Origin of the sequence: Paenibacillus sp. KACC 21273 (genome assembly GCF_028736095.1) — a bacterium.
Lineage (GTDB): Bacteria > Bacillota > Bacilli > Paenibacillales > Paenibacillaceae > Saccharibacillus > Saccharibacillus kyungheensis.
Map to the genome: position 1 here is coordinate 1,634,933 of NZ_CP117876.1, position 23,302 is coordinate 1,658,234.

At 39.0% G+C, this 23,302-nt stretch carries 19 protein-coding genes and 1 other RNA gene; 18 read left to right on the top strand and 2 right to left on the bottom strand.

Annotation, left to right across the window (positions count from 1 at the left end; genetic code table 11):
• Window positions 1-2: 2 nt before the first annotated feature.
• From glyS to PQ460_RS07550, 16 genes are all read left to right on the top strand, one after another.
• Entirely contained in the window at window positions 3-2,078 is a 2,076-nt protein-coding gene (glyS, locus tag PQ460_RS07475) for a glycine--tRNA ligase subunit beta (protein ID WP_274172240.1), read from the top strand.
• A gap of 155 nt (window positions 2,079-2,233) precedes the next feature.
• Window positions 2,234-2,713: a YaiI/YqxD family protein gene (locus PQ460_RS07480; RefSeq protein ID WP_273613108.1), complete on the top strand. Its 480-nt coding sequence runs from the start codon at window positions 2,234-2,236 to the stop codon at window positions 2,711-2,713.
• Window positions 2,714-2,759: 46 nt separating this feature from the next.
• Complete coding sequence (gene dnaG, locus PQ460_RS07485) at window positions 2,760-4,580, top strand: DNA primase (RefSeq protein ID WP_274172241.1); 1,821 nt, start codon at window positions 2,760-2,762, stop codon at window positions 4,578-4,580.
• Window positions 4,581-4,621: 41 nt separating this feature from the next.
• Window positions 4,622-5,749, top strand: a complete 1,128-nt coding sequence (rpoD, locus tag PQ460_RS07490; protein WP_274172242.1) for an RNA polymerase sigma factor RpoD — start codon at window positions 4,622-4,624, stop codon at window positions 5,747-5,749.
• A 274-nt stretch (window positions 5,750-6,023) separates the two neighbouring features.
• The gene (locus tag PQ460_RS07495; protein ID WP_273613106.1) at window positions 6,024-6,848 is read left to right on the top strand and encodes a hypothetical protein; all 825 of its coding nucleotides are present in this window, start codon (window positions 6,024-6,026) and stop codon (window positions 6,846-6,848) included.
• Window positions 6,845-7,627 (top strand): tRNA (adenine(22)-N(1))-methyltransferase, encoded by a 783-nt coding sequence (locus PQ460_RS07500; RefSeq protein ID WP_274172243.1) that lies wholly within the window; start codon window positions 6,845-6,847, stop codon window positions 7,625-7,627. The genes PQ460_RS07495 and PQ460_RS07500 overlap by 4 nt, the downstream gene beginning before the upstream one ends.
• Window positions 7,603-8,718 carry a Nif3-like dinuclear metal center hexameric protein gene (locus tag PQ460_RS07505; protein ID WP_274172244.1) on the top strand — a complete coding sequence of 372 codons (1,116 nt, stop codon included), beginning with the start codon at window positions 7,603-7,605 and terminating at the stop codon, window positions 8,716-8,718. Before PQ460_RS07500 ends, PQ460_RS07505 begins: the two co-directional genes overlap by 25 nt.
• 229 nt (window positions 8,719-8,947) lie before the next feature.
• Window positions 8,948-9,361, top strand: an RNA gene (gene rnpB, locus PQ460_RS07510) — RNase P RNA component class A.
• 446 nt (window positions 9,362-9,807) lie between these two features.
• Entirely contained in the window at window positions 9,808-10,308 is a 501-nt protein-coding gene (locus PQ460_RS07515; RefSeq protein ID WP_204823249.1) for a YpuI family protein, read from the top strand.
• Window positions 10,309-10,770: 462 nt separating this feature from the next.
• Window positions 10,771-11,628 carry a lytic transglycosylase domain-containing protein gene (locus PQ460_RS07520; protein WP_273613103.1) on the top strand — a complete coding sequence of 286 codons (858 nt, stop codon included), beginning with the start codon at window positions 10,771-10,773 and terminating at the stop codon, window positions 11,626-11,628.
• A gap of 216 nt (window positions 11,629-11,844) precedes the next feature.
• Window positions 11,845-12,996 (top strand): cysteine desulfurase family protein, encoded by a 1,152-nt coding sequence (locus PQ460_RS07525; protein ID WP_274172245.1) that lies wholly within the window; start codon window positions 11,845-11,847, stop codon window positions 12,994-12,996.
• 2 nt (window positions 12,997-12,998) lie between these two features.
• Window positions 12,999-14,222: a tRNA uracil 4-sulfurtransferase ThiI gene (thiI, locus tag PQ460_RS07530; protein WP_274172246.1), complete on the top strand. Its 1,224-nt coding sequence runs from the start codon at window positions 12,999-13,001 to the stop codon at window positions 14,220-14,222.
• An 87-nt stretch (window positions 14,223-14,309) separates the two neighbouring features.
• Complete coding sequence (locus PQ460_RS07535) at window positions 14,310-14,807, top strand: hypothetical protein (protein WP_273613100.1); 498 nt, start codon at window positions 14,310-14,312, stop codon at window positions 14,805-14,807.
• Window positions 14,808-14,962: 155 nt separating this feature from the next.
• Window positions 14,963-16,801 carry a translational GTPase TypA gene (typA, locus tag PQ460_RS07540; protein ID WP_273613099.1) on the top strand — a complete coding sequence of 613 codons (1,839 nt, stop codon included), beginning with the start codon at window positions 14,963-14,965 and terminating at the stop codon, window positions 16,799-16,801.
• A gap of 209 nt (window positions 16,802-17,010) precedes the next feature.
• On the top strand, window positions 17,011-18,141 hold the full coding sequence (locus PQ460_RS07545; RefSeq protein ID WP_274172247.1) for an LCP family protein: 1,131 nt from the start codon (window positions 17,011-17,013) through the stop codon (window positions 18,139-18,141).
• A gap of 458 nt (window positions 18,142-18,599) precedes the next feature.
• Window positions 18,600-19,943: a PhoH family protein gene (locus PQ460_RS07550; RefSeq protein ID WP_274172248.1), complete on the top strand. Its 1,344-nt coding sequence runs from the start codon at window positions 18,600-18,602 to the stop codon at window positions 19,941-19,943.
• A 95-nt stretch (window positions 19,944-20,038) separates the two neighbouring features.
• Here PQ460_RS07550 and PQ460_RS07555 read toward each other — a convergent pair whose 3' ends face one another.
• The gene (locus tag PQ460_RS07555) at window positions 20,039-20,515 is read right to left on the bottom strand and encodes a DUF6896 domain-containing protein (protein ID WP_274172249.1); all 477 of its coding nucleotides are present in this window, start codon (window positions 20,513-20,515) and stop codon (window positions 20,039-20,041) included.
• Between the two features lie 50 nt (window positions 20,516-20,565).
• On the bottom strand, window positions 20,566-21,672 hold the full coding sequence (locus PQ460_RS07560; protein WP_273613095.1) for a hypothetical protein: 1,107 nt from the start codon (window positions 21,670-21,672) through the stop codon (window positions 20,566-20,568).
• Window positions 21,673-21,826: 154 nt separating this feature from the next.
• On the opposite strand from PQ460_RS07560, the gene PQ460_RS07565 reads away from it, so the two are divergent.
• Together PQ460_RS07565 and PQ460_RS07570 are read left to right on the top strand one after the other, a co-directional pair.
• Window positions 21,827-22,831 carry a ketopantoate reductase family protein gene (locus PQ460_RS07565; protein ID WP_274172250.1) on the top strand — a complete coding sequence of 335 codons (1,005 nt, stop codon included), beginning with the start codon at window positions 21,827-21,829 and terminating at the stop codon, window positions 22,829-22,831.
• Window positions 22,831-23,223, top strand: coding sequence for a DUF3397 domain-containing protein (locus PQ460_RS07570; protein ID WP_273613093.1), 393 nt, complete (start codon window positions 22,831-22,833; stop codon window positions 23,221-23,223). The genes PQ460_RS07565 and PQ460_RS07570 overlap by 1 nt, the downstream gene beginning before the upstream one ends.
• Window positions 23,224-23,302: the final 79 nt, after the last annotated feature.

Below are 23,302 nucleotides of genomic sequence, written 5' to 3' on the forward strand. Positions count from 1 at the left end.
TCATGGCAAAAGACATATTGCTTGAGATTGGACTAGAAGAAGTACCGGCACGCTTTTTACGTGCAGCGATGAATCAGTTGTTGGATAAAACAGTAAAATGGTTGGACGATTCCAGATTGACTCATGGAGAAGCCAAAGCATTTGCAACACCGCGTCGCCTTGCTGTCTGGATCAAAGATGTCGCTGAAAAGCAAGAAGATATCAACGAAGAAGTGAAAGGCCCTTCTCGCAAAATTGCTCAAGATGAGACAGGCGCTTGGAGTAAAGCAGCACTTGGATTTGCACGTAGTCAAGGCGTAGATCCCGAAACATTCACATTCCGTGAATTAAGTGGTGTTGAATATATTTATGCTCAAAAAAGCAGTATCGGTATCAGCACAGAAAGTATTGTAGCTGAAGCGTTACGCAATATCATTACAACGATGACTTTCCCTAAAAATATGCGTTGGGGTACTCATGATTTCAAATTTGTACGTCCGATTAAATGGATCGTTGCACTATGGGGACATGATATCATTGACTTTGAAATTACAGGTGTACACACAGGACGCATCACACGTGGTCACCGTTTCTTAGGTAGCGAGACTGAAATTGCTGAGCCGACGTTATACTTGGAAGCTCTTCGCCAGCAACATGTTATTGCTGATATCGAAGAACGTGAAGCGATGATCAGTGCACAGATCGCTCATTTAGCCAGTGAAAAAAATTGGCATATCGATGTCAAAGAAGATTTGCTAGAAGAAGTTCTTTTCCTTGTAGAAACACCAACTGTATTGTACGGATCATTTGATCCTGCATTTTTGAATATTCCGCAAGAGGTATTGATTACTTCGATGCGTGAACACCAACGTTATTTCCCTGTGCTGGATGAAGCAGGTCAATTGTTGCCTTATTTTGTGACTGTACGTAGTGGTGATAATCGCTCTCTAGACATTATCGCTAAAGGAAATGAAAAAGTACTACGTGCTCGTCTATCTGATGCTAAATTCTTTTATGAAGAAGATCAGAAGTTACAGATCGATACAGCACTTGCCAAGTTAGAAAATATTGTGTTCCATGAAGAGATCGGAACAGTAGGCGATAAAGTACGTCGCATTCGTCAAATTGCAGATCAATTAGCGCTACAACTTCATGTGACGCCTGAGCAAGCAACAGCTGTTAGCCGGGCAGCAGATATTTGTAAATTCGATCTGGTTACTCAAATGGTCTATGAATTCCCTGAATTGCAAGGGGTTATGGGTGAAGATTATGCACGCAAAGCTGGGGAAAGTGAAGAAGTATCGCGCGCGATCTTTGAACATTATCAACCACGTTTTGCAGGCGAAGCTTCTCCAGCATCATTAACCGGAGCACTTGTCAGTATTGCCGATAAGCTAGATACGATTGTAGGTTGTTTCTCGATCGGTATTATTCCTACCGGTTCACAAGATCCATATGCACTTCGTCGTCAAGCAGCAGGAATCGTGCAAATCTTACTTGAGCACCAATTATCACTAACTTTAGAGCAATTATTTGATATTGCGTTAAATATTCATCAAAATTTAAGGAATATGAAACGTTCTTGCGATATAATACGTATAGAACTATATGACTTCTTCGGACTTCGTGTAAAAAAACTGTTGTCTGAAGATCTTCGTTATGATGTGGTTGATGCAGTGATCGCATCAGGATTTAATCATATTGGTTCTGTTGTTGCTCGTGGTCATGATTTAATGAAAGTAGTTCAACATACGCCAGACTTCAAGTTGACGATCGAGTCTTTTGGACGTGTATCTAATCTTGCAGCTAAATCTTCTGGTGTTGCTGTACAACCTGCATTGTTTGTAGAGCCAGCAGAACGTGAATTATACGCTTCATGGCAAGCTGCAACAACAGAGTATCGTACACTGCTAACAGCGAATCGTACAGCAGAAGCATTAGCGTTATTATCTTCTTTACGTCCAGCAATCACTGCCTTTTTTGATCAGGTGATGGTTATGGCTGAAGATGAAGCAGTACGAGAAAATCGTCTTGCTTTATTAGCAGCAGTAGATCAAGATATTCGTAGTTATGCAGACTTCTCGAAGCTGGTTAAATAAAAGAAAGACAACGTGCACTCTGGATATAACTTTAAATGAACGACTAAATACAGCTATACGGAACGACGGCATTTATGTCTTGTCGTTCCGTATTTTCTACTTTTATAAACGAACGTATGCTCCACATGAAGTCCCAATGAGAGGGGGGATGGACATTGGAAAGTAACAAGCCATTCCACCCGCGTACGATAGTGGTGGATGGAGATGCTTGTCCTGTCAAAGCAGAAATTGCTGAGACTGCACGAATGTTTCATACACCTGTATTGATGGTGTCTTCCTTTGATCATAAGATATATGCCGAAGAAGGCGTATCTGTGGTGCAAGTGGATCGTAGTGATCAGAGTGCTGATCTCTATATTGTGAATCATGTACGTCCAGGAGATATTGTGATTACGCAAGATTATGGTTTGGCGACGATTGCACTTGCCAAGCAATGTCGTATCCTTTCTTTTCGCGGAATGGAATTTGATAAAGACAATATAGAATTTCTGTTAGCACGTCGTCATGCACAAGCCAAAGCACGTCGTAGTGGTAAGTATGGTAAGGGTCCTAAGCCTTTAACAACAGAAGATAAGAAAAATTTTCAGATGCAATTAACAAAACTTTTAACAAATTTGCAGGAGATCGACTCCTAGTTATCGAATATTATGTATCGTGTGAAAAGAGATGAAGGTGGTAGCAATGAGCACCGGACATAATGGTGGTATTCCTGACGAGGTTATTGAAGCTGTACTTCAGCACAATGACATTGTTGATACGGTAGGCAAATATGTTCATTTGACCAAACAGGGGAAATATATGAAAGGCCTCTGTCCATTTCATTCCGAAAAGACGCCTTCGTTTACAGTGACACCTGATCGACAGATCTTTTATTGTTATGGTTGTGGCGCAGGTGGCAATGCGATCAAGTTCAGAATGGAAATTGACGGGCTTTCATTTCCAGAAGCTGTGAAGTTGATGGCAGAAGAGTCACATATTCCTTTCCAGGATGGTAAAGGCGGTGGCGTGGCTCCTCGTGATCAAGAACTTGAGCGTTTATTACAAGCTCATGAATGGACAGCGAAGTTGTTTCATTACCTTTTGAAAAATACGGAACATGGCAAACCAGCAATGGAATATTTACGTGCCCGTGGATTCGGGGATAAGCTGATTGATCAATTTCAAATTGGCTATGCGCCTGATCGTTGGGATACGCTAGTTCAATTTTTTGAAAAGCGCTCTTTTGATCTCAAAGAAATGGAAAAAGGCGGGTTGCTTTCTTCCAAACAAGATGGCTCTGGATATGTAGATCGGTTTCGCGGGCGAGTCATGTTTCCAATTATGAACCGCAGTGGCAGGATTATTGCATTTGCAGGTAGAATCTTGGGAGAAGGGCAACCCAAGTATCTCAATTCACCGGAGAGTCGTTTATTTAACAAAAGTCGAACTCTCTATAATCTCAATCTTGCCAAGTCAGCTATTCGCAAGCAAGGGCAACTGGTATTGATGGAAGGTTTCGGTGATGTGATTGCATCATGGGATGCGGGGGTACAACATAGTGTAGCGACAATGGGCACAGCGCTTACTGAAAATCATGCTTCGTTGATGAGAACACTCACAGAAGAAGTAGTGATTTGCTATGACGGTGATAATGCCGGGCAAGCAGCAGCACTCAAAAGTATTCCTATTTTGGAAGAAGCAGGCATGCGCGTCAAGATCGCTTTATTGCAAAATGGGCTTGATCCAGATGAGTATATCAAAACATATGGGGCGGAACGTTTTGCAAGCCAAGTGATTGATGGAGCGGTGTCGACAACCAAATTCAGGCTTATTTATGTAAAACGAAATTACAACTTGTTAGAAGAAGATGGCAAAGCGTCCTATGCTCAAGAAGCATTAAAAGTGATTGCTCAGCTTTCTTCACCGACAGAGCGAGAAGTATACCTTAGAGAGTTATCTACCGAGGTAGGCGTATCGCTTGAAAGTCTTAAGCAAGATTGTAACTTAATGCGCCAAACCCTGAATAGGACTCGTCCGCAAGGACAAAATGGAAATCGTAGTTCTACAGGCAGTAACTCAAGAAAAGCTCAGGGCACGCCTACTCTGTTACCGGCTTATCATGCGGCAGAGCGTCGTCTGATTGCGATGATGCTACAAGATGCTGAAGCAGCAACTTATGTATCAGAACATTTGGGAGATGCTTTTAATATTGCTGATCATGCTGCGATTGCTTCCTATATTTATGCTTATTATGCACAAGGTAAGCCACCCGATGTAAGCCGATTTATTTCGTCGCTTCAGGATGATCGGTTAGAAAAAACAGCGACTTCAATCCTGATGATGGATACACCTCATGGTGACAGTACGCAGGTTTTGCAAGACTGTATTCAACAGATCAAAAAGTTTCCACAACAGAAACAATTAGAGCAAAAAAGAGAAGAAATGCTACGCGTTGAAAAATCAGGTGATTTTTTACGCGCTGCACAAATTGCAAGTGAGATTATCGCCCTAGAAAGACAGTAATTGTCTTGTACGGATAGTTCTAGGGAGGAGGGAGTCGAAAGATGGCGAACGATCAGCATACTGAATTAGAAACTGAATTAACATTAGACCAGGTAAAAGAACAACTAATAGAGGTCGGCAAAAAAAGATCCTCTCTGAATTACAAAGATATTATGGAAAGACTGGCTCCATTTGACCAGGATTCCGAGCAAATTGATGAGTTTTACGAACAATTAGGTGATATGGGCATCGAGGTTGTCAATGAAGGCGACGAAGAAATTACGATGCGTTCGAATACAGATCGTGAAAATTCTGATAGCGAATTTAATTTCGACGATGATCTTGCTCTTCCACCAGGAATCAAGATTAATGATCCTGTTCGTATGTATTTGAAAGAAATCGGTCGTGTTCCTCTATTATCAGCAGATAATGAAGTGGAATTGGCTAAACGTATTGAAGATGGCGATGAAGAAGCAAAACGTAGATTGGCTGAAGCTAACTTACGTCTCGTAGTAAGTATCGCTAAGCGTTATGTAGGACGTGGAATGCTGTTTCTTGATTTGATCCAAGAAGGAAATATGGGTCTGATCAAAGCAGTTGAAAAGTTCGATCATACCAAAGGATACAAATTCAGTACGTATGCAACATGGTGGATTCGTCAAGCGATTACACGCGCGATTGCCGATCAGGCAAGAACGATTCGTATTCCTGTGCATATGGTAGAAACGATCAACAAATTAATCCGGGTATCCCGTCAATTGCTACAAGAATTAGGACGCGAACCTACACCGGAAGAAATCGCTGCTGAAATGGAACTAAGTGTCGAAAAAGTTCGTGAGATTATGAAAATTGCTCAAGAACCTGTTTCTTTAGAGACGCCTATCGGTGAAGAAGATGATTCTCACTTGGGAGACTTTATTGAAGACCAAGATGCTTTGGCTCCAGCAGATGCTGCTGCTTATGAATTGTTAAAAGAACAGTTGGAAGATGTATTGGATACTTTAACAGAGCGTGAAGAAAATGTTCTTCGTCTACGTTTTGGTCTAGACGATGGACGTACAAGAACGCTTGAAGAAGTAGGTAAAGTATTTGGTGTTACGCGTGAACGGATTCGTCAGATTGAAGCAAAAGCACTTCGTAAGCTTCGTCATCCAAGCCGTAGCAAACGTCTGAAAGACTTCTTAGAATAGAATGATAGTAAGAGACCTTCTGCTTATAGCGGTAAGGTCTCTTTTTTTATATAATAGTGTCATTCTTTTTTATAGTAGCACGCTTTCTTTTTTACATATGTATGATGTATGGGGTTTACTTTTGGCTTCAATTAAGCGATATATAACTATAGAAGAACAGAACACGCTATAATAAAAAATATAGCTGTATACAAGTATCCAATAAACGGTTTCAATCGGCTGGCAGAGCGTGGATCAAGCAATTGCCTAGTGATGAATAGGGAGTGGGAAAGTCGTGGATCGGGGGAAACGGGAAGTTATTTTAGATGAAATTGAATACTGGCGTGAAAATCGCTTACTTCCAGGGCATTATTGCGATTTTTTAATGAATTTGTATGATGTGGATCAAGAACGTGGTGACAAAAAAGTACTATCGATGAACTCGTTAAAACAAGGAAATATTCGGACATGGATTTTTACATTTATTGTAGTCTGTTTTATTTGTTTAACTATTCTGTATTTTGCTACGTTTCCATTTTTAGTGCAGTTGGTATGTATCCCTTTATTTACTGCTTTATGTTATACTGGCGGAATTCGTTTACGCACACGCAATTCACTGGCATCAGCCTTTTTACTAGCGATAGGTAGTCTGTTGATGCTAGGGTTAGGCATCTTTTTAATTCGTGAGCATGGTATGGATGAACGTGTATTTATAACGCTGTTAGTTTTGGGTTGTGCGCTCATTTGGTGTATACTCGGTTATATTATTTCGAGCCCTGTGTTATTGTATATAGGGTTTGGTGCTTTTGTATTACTGTATGCAGGTTTCTTTGCTCAGGTTAAACCTGTAGCTTCATGGTTAATGTTACAAGGGCTGTGGTTACCTATTAGTTTGTTATTAATGTGGTTTTGCTGGCTTGTGCATCATCGTGGTAAAAAATTGGCGGCTGTTTATTTTACAACCAGTCTGGCTGTCTGGTTTATGCCTGAAATTGATGAAGTGTTTCTGCGTGGACAGATGCCAGAAGCTTTTGCATTATTTTGTATGGTCAAAGTAGCTTTAATATGTATTATTTTATTTGTACTTCGAAAAAAATGGATAGCGTGGGTGGCTGCATGAAATTATCAACACGATTAACAAAAATTGCAGAGCAAATTCCGACAGGAAGCCGGTTGGCGGATATTGGTTCCGATCATGCCCTTTTGCCGGTTTTTGCTATGCGTAAAGGAATGATTACAGAAGCAATCGCAGGGGAAGTCAATGTAGGTCCTCGCGATGCGGCTCAGCGTCAGGTTAATGAAGCAGGGCTGAAAGAAAAGATCAATGTAAGATTAGGCAATGGACTTGCTGTGATCCAGCCAGGTGAAGTAGATGTAGTGACTATTGCCGGTATGGGTGGCGTATTGATCGTCTCTATTTTATCTGAAGGACTGGATAAGTTAGAAGGAGTACAGCGCCTTATTCTTCAACCTAATGTTGGCGAAGAAAATGTACGTCGCTGGTTGTTAGAACATAATTGGTATTTGAGTCATGAGCAAATTTTAGAAGAAGACGGACGTATTTATGAGATTTTGACAGCAGATCGTTTACCTGATGCATTAGAACTGAATCAACAATTGTATAAAGGCATAACGTTAACTTCTCTTAGTGAGACCAATCAGGCACATGGTTATGATGTGGATCGAGATAGTTTGTTGCGTTTTGGACCGTATTTGATCCAAGAAGGGTCTTCGATTTTTCAATATAAATGGTCTCAAGAAATCCATAAGCTTGAAAAAGTAGCTGCTTCCACAGGTAAATCTGAAAATGAAGAAGCACAAGCTAAATCGGCTGTGTTTCGGCAACAGCTACAAACGGTGAAGGAGGTTCTATTATGCTTGCAAAAGGACAAACTGTAATTCAATATATGGAGCAATTTGCACCTAAAAGTATTGCTGTTCCTGATGATCGTATCGGTCTGCAATTAGGAACACTTCAAAAAGATATTCGCAATATTCTGGTTGCTCTTGATGTGACTGATGAAGTCGTGGATGAAGCGATTGCGCTTGATGTAGATTTGATTATTGCGCATCATGCCATCATTTTCCGTGCGCTCAAAAGTATTAATACCAGTACACCGATGGGCAAATTATATGAAAAGCTTATCAAACATGATATTGCTGTTTATATTAGTCATACCAATCTGGATATTGCAGAAGGCGGAGTCAATGATTGGATGGCTGATGCTCTAGGGCTTCGTCATACAGTTCCTATCGAACAGACGTCTACTGATTCATTATTCAAATTAGTGACATTTGTACCAGCTTCTCATGTAGAAGGGGTACGGAATGCGATAACTGCTGCGGGTGGTGGTCATATTGGGGATTACAGCCATTGCACGTTCACTTCAGAAGGGACAGGTACTTTTCAACCAGAAGAAGGCAGTGAGCCTTACATAGGCACTACAGGTAAATTAGAATCTGTCTCTGAAGTCCGATTAGAAACAGTTGTTCCTTCCAGTCTACGTAATAAAATTGTTCAAGCACTGATTAAGTCTCATCCGTATGACGAAGTAGCATATGATCTATATCCTTTGGCAGATAGCGGTAAAGTCTATGGATTAGGTCGTGTCGGTAAATTAGATGCTCCAGTGAGTCTTGCTCAATTCGTAGATACAGTCAAACAAGGATTAGATGTACCGATTGTACGTGTCACAGGTGATCTTAACCGCACGATCAAAAAAGCAGCTGTGCTTGGAGGGTCAGGTAGTCGCTATGTCAATCAAGCGTTGTTCAAAGGCGCAGATGTGATTGTTACTGGAGATATTGATTATCATACCGCTCAGGATGCGTTAATGGCTGGCATAGCGATTATTGATCCGGGTCATAATACAGAGAAGATTATGAAGTCAGGACTGGCTGACGTTATACGTAAGCGTTTGGAAGCAGACAAGTACGATACACAAGTACATGCGTCTACCATCAACACCGAACCTTTTCAGTTTGTATAAAAGGTAATCGGGTACAAAAGCTATATCAATCTTTGTATGTAAAGATTTGAGACCGTATCCCTTTATGTTAATTATCTTGTGCTTTACAACATGTACTGTACAAAATACATCGAAATAGCTAGAGAATACAATCAAATCTGCATTTTTGTAATGAGAACTTTTAAAAAGTGTAATGTATGCTTTACACTCTTATAGAATAATTATATAATGTGAAGTGTTGCGTTCGCGGAAAGCTAAACAGACAATCGCCGGTGACTTATCGTCACGGGAGGAAAGTCCGGGCTCCACAGGGCAGGGTGCTGGATAACATCCAGTCAGCGCGAGTTGAAGGATAGTGCCACAGAAATGGACCGCCGATGGCTGATTTCTTCGGAAATTATGCACAGGTAAGGATGGAACCGGGGTGTAAGAGACCCCGAGGAACGCTGGTGACTTCGTTCCTGGTAAACCCCATCTGGAGCAAGACCTAAAGAGATACAGCTTTTCTTCGGAAAAGCAGCCTTTGCCCGAGGTGTATCGAGGTTGGTCGCTGGAGCCAAACAGTAATGTTTGGCCTAGATAGATGATTGTCGCCTAAAGTGGGAGGGTAGTTCCCGTCTGAACCACAAAAGGCACAGAACCCGGCTTACGAGAAGCTTTCCCCACTAACGCTACTTTTTTTGTATGTCTGACAGAATACCATTCATAAGCATTTATCATAATCCGATATAGAGAGATAGACACTCTGTACCGGTTGTATATCCGCTGGAAGAAGGCGGTGTGTCTTTCCATATTTGGAGAGCACGCCGCTTTTTGATGCGATCAAATGTTGCTTACTTGTAACAAACTTGCTTCTTTGTAAAAATCGAAGTAATGTATATGATAATAAACCATTCATGGATGGGAATATTAATGAGATTCCGTTTCACAAGCTAACGTTTTTAATATTTAAAAAGTGGTTAAAATGAAGTTAAGAAGATTTTGTACACATCAGAGATACCATAAGTATTATTTTTGTGGTAGGATTGTAATTAAAAATCAGGGTAATGTTGTCTTTCTCAAGACACATCCCAGTCTCTAAGGAACCAATTTTAAGGGGGAGCTACAGACATGTTAGCAGCGAATGTCCAAAAGTTAAGTGAAAGCACTAGGGAAAAATTGAAACCAGCAATTGAGAAGATGGAAGAGTTCTTAAACGAATACTCTTTACAAGCATTGACAGCTGAAAATGGTGTCGATAGTGTTGCTTTCTACAAAGGATTTTTGTCCGATTTACGTCATTTGCTTGTGTTTTCCGAAGTTTCTTACGAAAAATTAGGTGTAGTGATCCGTCGTGCGAATTTCGATATGGATTTTGCAGAAAAAGCACTTTATAATGCGTATCACCATTGTATCAATAGCTTTTTTTATCCCAAAAATGAGTGCTACTCTGAAGATGGACGTTATGCTTATACAGGTCAGGAAGCGATTCGTTTCCGTCAGACTCCTGTCAAACCGGTTAGAGACATTATTTTAGAAATCACAAAAATTTACGAAGAATTACGCGATGATCTAGCTTACTACGAAAGTGATTATTTAACTCAACGTCGTATGAACCAACGTCACGCTTAATTTTTGTTAGATACGAAATACTAAAAAAAGATGTCCTTGAAGGGCATCTTTTTATTTGTGTACATATATAATATAACGATAAATGATATAAAATATTACATATAAAGGGTGGAAATGATGAAGCAAAGTAAAACGTCATTTTATATCTTAACAATGGAATTAAAAAACATAATTGTAGAACTTGATAAAAATCTAATGAGACTTTAATTTTAAAAAATTAATAAAGCTGTTATTCACAAAAATAGCTTTTTGGACGAAAAGTATTATAGAGACTAATTTAGAGATAGGTTCTGACCATAATCACCAAGACAAAAGGAGATTGTTCCTATTTTGATAGGAAGAGGCAGTTATGAGTATTGTTTCTTATAGAATAGGCATCCTTTTACAACTATAATCAATAGTATAGATAGCATATAGATAACGGCGATGGAATACATTATATAGATGGGAGTCACGAGCAGAATGCAAATTGATGCAAAAGTGGCAAAACAGTTAATAGAACTAAAATATTTGAATACTTCTGGTGTAGGTAGTGCAGACCAATTGACAGCCAATACCGATGATAGTAGCAAATTATTTGATATGATGTTGCAACAAAATATAGGAACAACGGCTGAAACAAAAGGTTCTAATATAAATCCAGTGAGTCTTGCCAGTGTGTTGCCTTCTGCTGCAAGTGTCGGAGATGTAGATTCAAGTTCTGTTACAGGCAATACGTATGCAACAAGTGGTGCAGGACAAAGTGACCCGTGGTATCAATTTGATCAACTGGCTCCTGTCGATCCTAGTACATCTACAACAACGGCTAAAGTGAATACACCACTTCCATCTACAGGCACAGCAGGTATTGGAGGAGCAGATCCTTCTTCTGCTATTGCAGCAACAGGTACAGGTGCGAGTAAACCAACAGCTTATAACGATTTAATTAGTGCAGCTAGTAGCAAATACGGTATCTCTGAATCATTGATCAAAGCTGTTATTGATACCGAATCTTCTTTTAATCCAAATGCAGGTTCTTCCGCAGGAGCAAAAGGATTAATGCAATTAATGGATGGAACAGCTGCTGGTCTGGGAGTAAGCAACTCTTTTGATCCGGCGCAAAATATAGATGGCGGTACCAAATATTTGTCTTATCAGATCAAGCGTTATGATGGTAATGTGAAAACAGCCCTTGCCGCGTACAATGCAGGCCCAGGTCGATTACAACGTTTGGGTATCTCAAATGACGAAGAATTAATGGCGAAATTAAGCCAATTGCCAAAAGAAACACAGCGCTATATTGGTAAGATTGAAAATGCTCAAGCCAAATACGAATTATAATCATAATTAACGTTCATAGTACCTAAGTACATGGTATAATAGTACACGAACGTTTTAGCGATATAGAGATTTGATCATCATATATGAGTACGATATATCAATATGAGATAGATCAAAAAGCGGAGCGTAGGTTCCGTTTTTTGATCTTTTTTTGATAGAACGATAGTTGGATAGCTACACATTAAGCCAATAGTATAGGAACGGGAGGAACAAATGATGAAATATTTTGATTATGCCGCTACGACTCCTCCTTATCCTGAAGTGATACGATCGATGGCTGAGATTATGGAAAAGCATTTTGGCAATCCATCTTCTTTGCATCAATATGGAGAAGAAGCAGACCGATTGGTTCGACATGCCAAAGAAGTCACCGCTCAACTACTTGGAGTCAAACCAAACGAGATCATTTGGACATCAGGCGCTACAGAAAGTAATAACTTTGCTCTGAAAGGAGCAGCTATGCGTGGTGGACGTACACGGGGACATATTATTACTACGAGTATTGAGCATCCTTCTGTGTATGAGTGTTGTCGTCAATTGGAGCAGATAGGCTTTGAAATTAGTTATATCGATCCTGCACCTGACGGCATTGTATTATTGGAAGACATTCAGAATGCTTTACGAGCAGATACGATTATAGTCAGTATGATGCATGTGAATAATGAGACAGGCGCTGTTCAACCTGTGCAACAAGTATCAGAATGGCTGAAAAAAGTACAACCTCGTACACTGATGCATGTCGATGGTGTACAAGGATTCGGCAAATTGCCTGTAGAATTAGCAAAATGGAATATCGATCTATATAGCTTATCTGCTCACAAAATAAGAGGCCCTAAAGGAACCGGATTATTATATATCAAACAAGGCACTGAACTTTTTCCATTACTTGCAGGTGGTGGACAAGAAAATGGCTATCGCTCGGGTACAGAAAATGTAGCCGGTATCGTAGGCATGACCAAAGCGCTACGTCTAGCAGCAACAGAACAATATGCACTAGCAGAACGATTAACTGCTTTTAGCCAATTGTTAAAAACAGAAATTCAAGCGATAGATGGATTAGTGTTAACGAATCCTGCTATCGCATCACCGCATATTATTCATTTCTATTATCCCGGTATGAAATCGGAAGTAATATTGCATAGTCTAGAACAGCAAGGTTGTATCGTATCTACACAGTCTGCTTGTTCTTCCCGTAAAGCTGAACCAAGTCGTGTATTAGTAGCGATGGGGATCACGCGAGAACATGCTGCAAGTGGAATACGGATCAGCTTGGGCGATCAACATACAAAGCAAGATATTGAACATTTAATCACAGCACTTCGTCAGACTGTTACACAGCTTCGCCCATTGGAGAGGAGAACCCGTTAAGTATGCAAAATATAGATCGTTTGATTTTAAGATTAGGTGAAATTACACTCAAAGGTAAAAATAGATCCAGATTTGAAAAAACAATTTCAGAACATGTACGTGCGGTTTTACGTCCTTACCCTAAAGCACATGTTCGTCGTGAATACGGTAGAATGTATGTGGAAACAGGTGGAGAATCGGTAGAAGCATTAATTCAAGTGTTAAAAAATGTATTTGGCATTATGGATATTATTCCAGTCAAGCAGACATTGCCTCAATTGGATGACATTATTGCAGCTGCTATTGAATTAATCGGAGAGCAACATATTGACCAACTTACTACATTCAAAGTATCTGTGAAGCGAGTCTGGAAAGAGTTCCCTCATTCATCGCAAGAAATGAATCATTTGGTAGGTTCACCTGTATTACGTGCATATCCATTACTCAAAGTCGATGTAAGACAACCACAGATTGAATTACGAGTAGAGATTCGAGATGGAGCGGCTTATATTTATAGTGAATTGATTCCAGCAGTAGGTGGATTCCCGCGCGGAAGTAATGGTAAAGCGATGTTGCTTCTTTCTGGAGGGATAGATAGCCCTGTTGCAGGATGGCAATCGATGCGCCGCGGACTTGAAGTAGAATGTATTCATTTTCATAGTTACCCGTTTACCAGTGAACGTGCTAAAGAAAAAGTCGTCGATCTTACGCGTGTATTAGCAGGATATGCAGGAGTCGTCAAATTGCATGTAGTACCTTTTACAGAGATACAGACCGCTTTTACGACTACAGGACAAGATAATTTAATGATTACATTGATGCGCCGGGCGATGTTACGGATTGCGACTAAGATCGCTGAACAGCAAAAAGGATTAGCTTTGATCACCGGGGAAAGCTTGGGACAGGTAGCCAGTCAGACATTATCCAGTATGAACGCTATCGAACGTGCTACAGAGTTACCGATTTTGCGTCCGTTAGTCATGACAGGTAAAGATGAGATTATTCAAATTGCCAAAGAAATCGGCACATATGATTTATCGATTTTGCCTTATGAAGATTGCTGTACACTATTTATCCCGAAATCACCGACAACCAATCCCAATTTGAGAATTATTGAAAAAGTAGAATCGTTTTTGGAACTGGAGCCGATGATTGAACGTGCTGTAGAGCAGACAGAAGTGTTAACGATCGAAGCAGGAAGCCCTTTACAGCTTGCTTCTACTGCTATAAATGGAGATTGGTTTTAAAGAAGATTAGATTACCTTTTATATCTTCATGATGCCAAAATGAAAACCGATATAAATAGGGACAGATCGATGAAGGAGGAAGCTGGAATGACCAATCGTAATCAAGGGTTAATCGGACTGTTTATTGTATGTGCAGGTTTGATTATCCTACTTGGCAAATTGGGCGTATTCAGTTTTATTGGTCATATTTTCTGGCCACTGGCGATTCTTTTGCCAGGTATTATATTACAATTACTGTATTTTAGCCGTAGTGCACCTGCTATTGTATTGATTCCGGCTGGAATACTTACAGTATATGGAGCCTTATTCTTCCTTTGCAATACTTGGGGATGGTGGCTTATGGGACATCTATGGCCTGTGCTTATTTTGGGAGTCTCTATAGGAATGTATGAGTATTATGTATGTGCAGCCTCACCAGTATCACGCAACGTTGGTTTTGCTTCAATTGCACTTACTTGGTTATCAGTAATTCTGCTTATTTTTAGTTTATTAGGAAATTTTGCTTTTTATTTTATTGCGCTACTGTTGATCTTATCTGGATTATGGATACTAGCTAGCCGGAGTAATTCAAAAACAGGTTGGTAATAAAATGCGAATTTGCTTGATTTATAGCAACAATGACGTATAATTATAATAAGCAAGATTATGGATGCCGATTTTTTGAACACTGTGTTAACAAATAGTAGAGCGTCGGCTTAGTTGACCGACGCTCCTTTTATGGAGAGGATTTGGAGAAATTTATGCAATCAAGAGAACAAATTCGCAATATCGCAATCATTGCCCACGTTGACCATGGTAAAACAACGCTAGTGGACAAATTGTTGCAACAGTCAGGTATTTTCCGGGATCACGAGACTTTACAGGAGCGTGCGATGGATTCCAATGATCTGGAGCGTGAACGCGGTATTACGATTCTTGCAAAAAATACAGCTATTACGTATAAAGACTATTTAATCAATATCGTGGATACACCGGGTCACGCCGACTTTGGTGGTGAAGTAGAACGTATCATGAAAATGGTAGACGGAGTACTTCTTATTGTTGATGCTTATGAAGGTTGTATGCCTCAGACTAAATTTGTATTGCGTAAAGCATTGGAGCAAAATTTGACTCCTACTGTTGTCGTAAACAAAATTGACCGTCCTGCTGCTCGTCCTACAGAAGTTATTGATGAAGTATTAGATCTATTTATTGAGCTTGGCGCAAGTGACGAGCAATTGGAATTCCCGGTTGTTTACGCTTCTGCTTTGAATGGTACGTCTAGTCTTGATCCAGAAAAACAAGACGAAACGATGCAAGCTATGTACGAAACAATTATCGAACATATCCCTTCACCAAAAGAGAAAATCGATGAGCCATTGCAATTCTTGGTTACATTGATGGACTATAACGAATATTTGGGTCGTATTGCGGTAGGTCGTGTTAACCGTGGTGTTATCCGTCAAGGTCAATCAGTAACAGTTATTAACCGTGAAGGCCAAAAGAAAACAGCTCGTATTGAGAAGTTGTTTGGTTTCCAAGGTCTAAAACGTATTGAGATCGAAGAAGCTGGTGCTGGTGATATTATTGCTATCGCTGGTATTAAAGACATCAACATCGGTGAAACGATTGCTGATCCACAAAACCCAGAAGCATTGCCGGTTCTTAAAATTGATGAGCCTACATTGCAAATGACTTTCCTTGTAAATAACAGTCCATTTGCTGGACGCGAAGGAAAATGGGTAACTTCCCGTCGTCTTCGTGACCGTTTGTTCAAAGAATTAGAAACAGACGTAAGTCTACGTGTAGACGAAACAGATAGCCCTGATGCTTATATCGTATCTGGTCGTGGTGAACTTCACCTTGGTATCTTGATCGAAAACATGCGTCGTGAAGGTTACGAACTGCAAGTATCCAAACCAGAAGTTATCGTACGCGAAATCGATGGTAAACGTATGGAGCCTATCGAGCATCTACTAATTGATTTGCCTGAAGAAAGCATGGGCGCAGTTATGGAGAGCTTGGGTTCACGTAAAGCTGAAATGGTAAATATGATTAACAATGGTAGTGGTCAAGTTCGTTTAGAATTCTTGATTCCTGCTCGTGGTTTGATCGGATACGGAACATACTTCTTAACATTGACTAAAGGTTACGGAATTATGAACCATTCATTCGATAGCTATGGTCCAGTTGCTGCTGGTCAAGTAGGCGGACGTCATGAAGGCGTATTGGTTTCAAGTGAAAGTGGTTCTTCAACTTTGTACGGTATCTTGTCTGTTGAAGATCGCGGTACTTTGTTCCTTGAGCCAGGTGCTGAAATTTACGAAGGTATGATCGTTGGTGAGCATACTCGTGATAACGATATCGTTGTTAACATTTGTAAAGAAAAACAATTAACTAACGTTCGTTCTGCAACAAAAGACGATACAGTTAAAATGAAAACTCCTCGTAGCTTCTCTTTAGAGCAAGCTTTGGAATATTTGAACGAAGATGAGTATTGTGAAATCACTCCAAAATCAATTCGTATGCGTAAAAAGATTTTGAATAAGAGTGAGCGCGAACGTGCGGAAAAACAACGTAAATCTGCAATGCAATCGTAATATCATATATTGTTGGATAGACCACTGCGCTTAAGTACCTGTTTCAACAGGTTAAATACTGTTTGGATATCCGGTCAATCTCGTATTGACCGGATGACAACAGTACATGCCACTACATACTAAGATGCATAAGCTGAACGTATGATAAGGCAACATAATTGAAGACTATAACTTCATTATCTAAAATGATGGAACAGGTGTTGAGAGCAATGAGTACGACAACAGGTGGGCTTCCGCCGCGTGCAGGAACCAAATCCAAAACACAAAAATCCGGTACTCCTAATCCCAAAAAAAAGCAAAAGAAAAAGGCCAGTGGCTTTAAACGATTTATGCAGATTTTGCTGATCGTTATTCTTTTGGCAATTGTAGGGGTTATGGCTTATGCAGGATATTTATTTTATCAGGTTCAAGGTATGTTTAATGGTGTAGGTCCAAAAGATAGTGGCGGTACTGTTATTAGTCAACCTGTCGCTCCTGAAAAATCAGCAAAAGTAAAACCGATTACGATGGCACTTTTGGGAACTGATTATCGTCAAGAAACAGGAACACGATTAACAGACGTTGTTATGGTAGCTACACTGAATCCAGATACCAAATCAGCCACGATTGTTTCTTTGCCGCGTGATACGTACCTACAACTCGAAGGTTATATTCCCAATAAACTGAACTCTTATTATCCGAAGTTTTATGCGAAAGATAAAAAAGATGGTACAGATCTAGCGATGAGTGAAATGAAAACATTGCTTGGTAAATATTTGGGTGTAGATGTAGAGTATACAACTGTGTTGAACTTCCAGGGTTTCCGGGATGTTGTCGATTCAGTAGGTGGTATTGATATCAATGTAGATATGAAAATGTGTTATGTAGATAAAGCAGATGGTACAAATATTAATTTGTCTACCGGTCAACAACATCTAAATGGTGCAAACTCTCTAGATTATGTACGTTACCGTAAATCAAATTGTAGTCCTCGTACACAAGGATCAGATGACTTTAGCCGTAACCAACGCCAAAATCAAGTATTGAATGCTGTTGTAGACAAAATTCAATCGTTTAGCGGTGTGACTAAATTGGGCTCTATTATCGAATCTGTAGATAAAAATATGGAAACCGATATTGAAGGCGAACAATTTAAAAACTTACTGACAACCTATTGGGATATTCCGAAACAGAATATCAAATACATGCCAGTAACAGGTGATTGGAAAAGTCCTTATGTCTACATTAATGAAACAGAGTTAGCGAATGCTAAAAAAGCACTACAAGATGAATTAGCAGGTACAGCTACGCATACGGATCAATTTGATCAGCCAGCAAGTACAAGCAAACCGAGTCAATAATATTCATTTTGTAATAAATAAAGTGAACTATAATGTAGAAATAAATGATAGAGTTTTCGCTCAGGCGAAGGCTCTTTTTTTTGCATATAGACAGCGAATAAGGGTCAGCAGATTATAGATTTGAAATGAATTTGACCTATGCTATAATGAAGAAACACCAGTATATTCATGCCAGTGATTGGAGGTCTCGATGATGCAGGAATCCATGTTGCTTGATCGTATGCTATATGTTGAACGTATGTGCCGGAGAGGCTCTATACTGTTATGTACCCTGGTGTCTGATAGAGTATGTCTATACGTGTATGATCTTATAAAAAAACCGGATGCTATGTAGCGTCTGGTTTTTGTGTATTAAGAGGAGGGTGAGGCTTGGCTGATCAAGAAGGGATAAGCATAGTTATCCATAAAGTAAATGGCATCAGAGATCATAAGACTTTCTACTCAAGGGGGAACTCTCGATGAAAAAGATTTTTGTACTGGATACCAATGTGCTTCTTCATGATCCAAATGCCATTTTTGCTTTCGAAGAAAATGATGTTATTATACCCGCAGTCGTACTCGAAGAAATTGATTCTAAAAAGCGAAATGCAGATGAAATTGGACGGAATGCCCGCAGTATCTCACGTTCTCTTGATTCATTAAGAGAATCGGGATATTTACATGACGGAGTCCACTTAGAAAATGGTGGTACGTTACGTGTAGAATTAAATCATCGTAGCTTTGCTAAAGTACAAGATATGTTTGGAGAAATTTCGAACGATAATCGCATTTTGGCAGTAGCATTGAACTATGAATTAGAAGAACAGGAAAAAGAAGCAAGTCAACTGTCTCGCTCGCAAGTCGTGCTGGTGAGTAAAGACGTATTGGTTAGAGTCAAAGCAGATGTATTGGGTGTTAATACAGAAGATTATCTTTCTGATCGAGCGGCTGATCCTAATGAAATGTATACAGGATATAGTACCTTAACAGTACATCCTGCAGTAATTGATGAATTTTATAGTAACCGCTATTTACCTATCCAATCTCTAAATATCAAACATTCTTTTTATGCCAATGAGTTTGTGATCTTAAAAGATGAATTGGGTAGTGCCAAATCTGCATTGCTTAAAGTAAATGCAGATGCCACCAAATTGGAACCTTTATTTTTGAGCAATGATCCAATCTGGGGAATCGCTGCTCGTAATGCACAGCAAAGAATGGCACTAGAATTGTTACTAAATGATGATATTCCGTTAGTCACAATTACAGGTAAAGCAGGAACAGGTAAAACGTTACTGGCTTTAGCGGCTGCATTGTCCAAAGTAGAAGATGAACAAAAATATAAAAAGCTACTCATTGCAAGACCTGTTGTGCCTATGGGTAAAGATATTGGTTATTTACCTGGAGAGAAAGATGAAAAATTGCGTCCATGGATGCAACCAATTTACGATAATTTAGAGTTTTTATTTGATACCAAAAAAGCAGGCGATATCGATAAAATTTTGATGGGACTGGGTAGTATTCAGGTTGAAGCATTAACGTATATTCGTGGACGTTCTATTCCGGGTCAATTTATTATTATTGATGAAGCTCAGAATCTATCCCGTCATGAAGTCAAAACGATTGTATCGCGTGTAGGTGAAGGCAGTAAAATTGTGCTGGTCGGCGATCCCGATCAAATAGATCATCCTTATCTCGATTCAATCAGCAATGGATTAACGCATGTCGTAGAGCATTTCAAACAAGAAGGAATCAGTGGTCATATTACGCTGGAAAAAGGAGAACGTTCCAAACTGGCTCAACTGGCTGCTGATTTGTTGTAACGTCATTATTATTTTATAACAAAGACTCTACTGTGCATTAGTAGCACAGTAGAGTCTTTGTTTATTATCTATTACTATACTCGTAAATATATGGCTTAATGATCTGAAGGATTCACTAGAGTAAATTCAGTACCATTTTGCTGATGTAAAATATTCTTTTCAGCGAATTGATCAAATAAACTAGCAGTAAAGTTAAAATCCAGATGATCGATAGACTGTAATACATACTGAGCACCATCATAACTTTGGATAAAATGATTAAAAAAAGCGATATCTACAAAGTCTGTATTCGAGATATTGGCTTCGATCATTGTTCCTTGCTCACTTTCGAATAAGCAATGTTCACCGTGCCAATGCCATGTCCATTGCATACCCGAATAAAACACAAATTCCTCGGTTGGCTCTACATCATAAATAAGATCAAACAACCATTCGAAATTAGTAGATGTAAGTGGCTTCGATAACAAAGATTTTTGATGATCGGGAATCACTTGTTGCATAGAAGCACATAATTCTCTAGCCATGTCGGTATAGAGTTGGAATAGCTTTAAAATATCAGCTTCGTTAATCATATACAAAATCCTTTCACATCTAGCCTATCCAGTACATACATGTTAGCCGATTAATTCAATGATAGCTCTAGCTGAATTTTCATGAGTTGTGGTTCTGTAGTTACAGCAGTAGCTTTTAAATAAGCTATAATTTGTTGTGGATAAAAACCAAGATCAAATTCGTTTTCAAGCATCCGGCAGGTAGTATCAGGCAATTGCAGACCATTAAAAACAAGCTTGTCTACATAAAATTGGATTGCATTTTGAGGCTGATTCACGATTTCGTAATGACCTGTAATATCCAAATCTAAATTGCCTTCTTTGCCATGGATACTCAATTGATTTTGTGCAAATTTGAATTGAAATGATTCTGGTAACTGTCCTTGTACATGTAAAAATTGATTCAGTTGTTGCTCATCAATCGAGATGGTGTAATGTGTTCCACTAATCTGGATCGCTCCGGGCTGTGATTTCAAGTAATCCGGGAACTGTTGCATCGATATAGCAATAGCTCTGAAATATTTTTTGACTTCATACAGTCCAATATTTTTCCAATACTCGTTCATTTCATTCATTAATTGACGAGCAATCTCAGGATTAGAACTTGTAGCAAGACTTTGATGAATCGATTGTTGCAAATTAGCTACACGTATACGCTGATTAGATAAATTACTGCTAATCTCTCCTAATTCTGTTGCTGTAGCATATAACTCATTTTTTTGTTGTGTAAGTTGTGTATACTGCTCTTGATAATCACTTAATAGCAACTGGTCATGATCAATAATCATTCGATAGTAATCGTAAAAAGCGATCATTCCCGATAGACTACCTGTAGATAAAAAAAGAGCCCAAAAATCATCTCTTTCTCCTGTATAATAAGAAACAAGCACAGAATCTGCTTGATGTCTTGCTTGTGACAATAGCTTTTCTTGATGAGTCAAACTTTTTTCTAATTGAGTATATTTCGTTTGAGCTACATGTTGCTGATCTGTAATCCGTTTGATTTCTTGATCTAATTCATTCACAGATAGACTATTTTCTAATAACTGTCGTGTTGCTTCGTCTAATTGTGGTGGTGCTTCTAATGCTTGTGCTTGCGCCGAAGAGAGCAAACACTGCGAAGTTAGAGCTAAAGTCAAACAGAAGCAGACGATTTTAACCGAATATAAGTATTTCATAGATCGCCCCTCCTTAGCGCTTGGATATCTAAGCGCAATTTTTTACAATATTATTCCGAGTAATGCATAATCTATCATTATTATAGCATCGTACGTATTACTGTTGAATATGAGTCTAATTATACCTATTTTAAAATGCATGGAGGTTACAAAATTGATTATTGATATTTTTGGAGCAGGAGCTATAGGATTACTTTTTTATAGCAAATTAATAAGTAATGATTCTTCAGCTATTATTCATTTGTGGACACGTACCGCAGAACAAGCATCTATTATGAATCAACAAGGTATAACGATCCAAACATCTACTATAGATCATCATAGTGAACCACAATTATGGATTCCGTCTGCTACACAGAATGCTTATGCAATCGATGAATTAAATAATTACTCTCATATACCCAAAGCGGATTATATATTAGTCACGGTTAAGCAGAAAGATATAACAGCAGATTTAGTTGGTAAAATTCAGCAACGAGTAGGGCAACATACTCGTATAATCTGCCTACAAAATGGAGTACGAACCGATAGTTTATGGCCTTCACCATGGCAGGTTTATGCAGCAATTACCACAGAAGGTGCTAAAAGAATGTCTATAAACGAAGTCCATCATACCGGTATAGGAAAAACGGTTATAGGTAGTCTAAGTAATCTTTCTAGTGCTAGAGTAGGTAATAAGACCAAATCAATAGATAAAGAAGAGCAACTATTAATACAACCTTTGCTAAACGAACTACAACAAGCAGGATTTGATATTTGGTTGTCGAATAATATCGATAAAGATATATATCGGAAGCTTATTATAAATGCTGTAATCAATCCATTAACAGCGATTTGGCGGATAATGAATGGTGAATTACTTGTTTCTGAACAGAGACTATTTGTAATGCAGCAATTGTATAATGAAGTTATTGAAGTATATCAAGCCGCAGGAATAGAGAGTTCTTCTTTATGGTGGGAAGAGATTTTAGAAGTATGTCGTGCTACATCTACCAATACATCATCTATGCTTGCAGATGTATTACAAGGTAAAACAACAGAAATAGAGTGGATTAATGGTAGTATTATTAAAATGGGCCAAGATTACGGTATAGCTACACCAGCAAATTACTGGGTATACCATTTAGTTGAGGCTATGAATAGACAGGAGGATAATTGATGGGGGTATTTTTGGGATTATTATTGAACGGGTTTATCTTTTTAAGTCTAGTTCCATTTATTCCATTTGTATTAACATATGTGATCAATAGGCTAAAAGGGAAAGAAAAGAAACCAGCGATAGGTATGGCTATGGATGTAACCACTCCTTTTTTATATATTTCTGTAGCCGCTTTGTTCAATAATACATTCAATACCAAAACAGGATTCTATATTTTCTTATTGATTTTATTGTTAGGGATTGGTCTAATTGGTGGTGCACAAAACCGATTAAAAGGAAAAGTGGACTACAAACGACTATTTCGTGCCGTTTGGCGTGTTTCTTTTTTATTGTTGAGTATAGGTTACATTGCTTTATTGATTACTGGTATTCTGCAATACATAACACAATAATTTTGTCGAAAAATGGAATATATTTGCTTGATGTTAGGTATTCGACCGTGACGTGAAGCATAATATACGCTTAAATGTG

Excerpts from the sequence above, each read along its gene's own strand:
- PQ460_RS07535 (WP_273613100.1), top strand. The coding sequence starts at position 14,310 with ATGACCAATCGTAATCAAGGGTTAATCGGACTGTTTATTGTATGTGCA.
- PQ460_RS07570 (WP_273613093.1), top strand. The coding sequence starts at position 22,831 with ATGGGGGTATTTTTGGGATTATTATTGAACGGGTTTATCTTTTTAAGT.
- PQ460_RS07545 (WP_274172247.1), top strand. The coding sequence starts at position 17,011 with ATGAGTACGACAACAGGTGGGCTTCCGCCGCGTGCAGGAACCAAATCC.
- PQ460_RS07525 (WP_274172245.1), top strand. The coding sequence starts at position 11,845 with ATGAAATATTTTGATTATGCCGCTACGACTCCTCCTTATCCTGAAGTG.
- thiI (WP_274172246.1), top strand. The coding sequence starts at position 12,999 with ATGCAAAATATAGATCGTTTGATTTTAAGATTAGGTGAAATTACACTC.
- typA (WP_273613099.1), top strand. The coding sequence starts at position 14,963 with ATGCAATCAAGAGAACAAATTCGCAATATCGCAATCATTGCCCACGTT.
- PQ460_RS07520 (WP_273613103.1), top strand. The coding sequence starts at position 10,771 with ATGCAAATTGATGCAAAAGTGGCAAAACAGTTAATAGAACTAAAATAT.
- PQ460_RS07550 (WP_274172248.1), top strand. The coding sequence starts at position 18,600 with ATGAAAAAGATTTTTGTACTGGATACCAATGTGCTTCTTCATGATCCA.
- glyS (WP_274172240.1), top strand. The coding sequence starts at position 3 with ATGGCAAAAGACATATTGCTTGAGATTGGACTAGAAGAAGTACCGGCA.
- PQ460_RS07505 (WP_274172244.1), top strand. The coding sequence starts at position 7,603 with ATGCTTGCAAAAGGACAAACTGTAATTCAATATATGGAGCAATTTGCA.
- PQ460_RS07560 (WP_273613095.1), bottom strand. The coding sequence starts at position 21,672 with ATGAAATACTTATATTCGGTTAAAATCGTCTGCTTCTGTTTGACTTTA.
- dnaG (WP_274172241.1), top strand. The coding sequence starts at position 2,760 with ATGAGCACCGGACATAATGGTGGTATTCCTGACGAGGTTATTGAAGCT.
- PQ460_RS07500 (WP_274172243.1), top strand. The coding sequence starts at position 6,845 with ATGAAATTATCAACACGATTAACAAAAATTGCAGAGCAAATTCCGACA.
- rpoD (WP_274172242.1), top strand. The coding sequence starts at position 4,622 with ATGGCGAACGATCAGCATACTGAATTAGAAACTGAATTAACATTAGAC.
- PQ460_RS07515 (WP_204823249.1), top strand. The coding sequence starts at position 9,808 with ATGTTAGCAGCGAATGTCCAAAAGTTAAGTGAAAGCACTAGGGAAAAA.
- PQ460_RS07555 (WP_274172249.1), bottom strand. The coding sequence starts at position 20,515 with ATGATTAACGAAGCTGATATTTTAAAGCTATTCCAACTCTATACCGAC.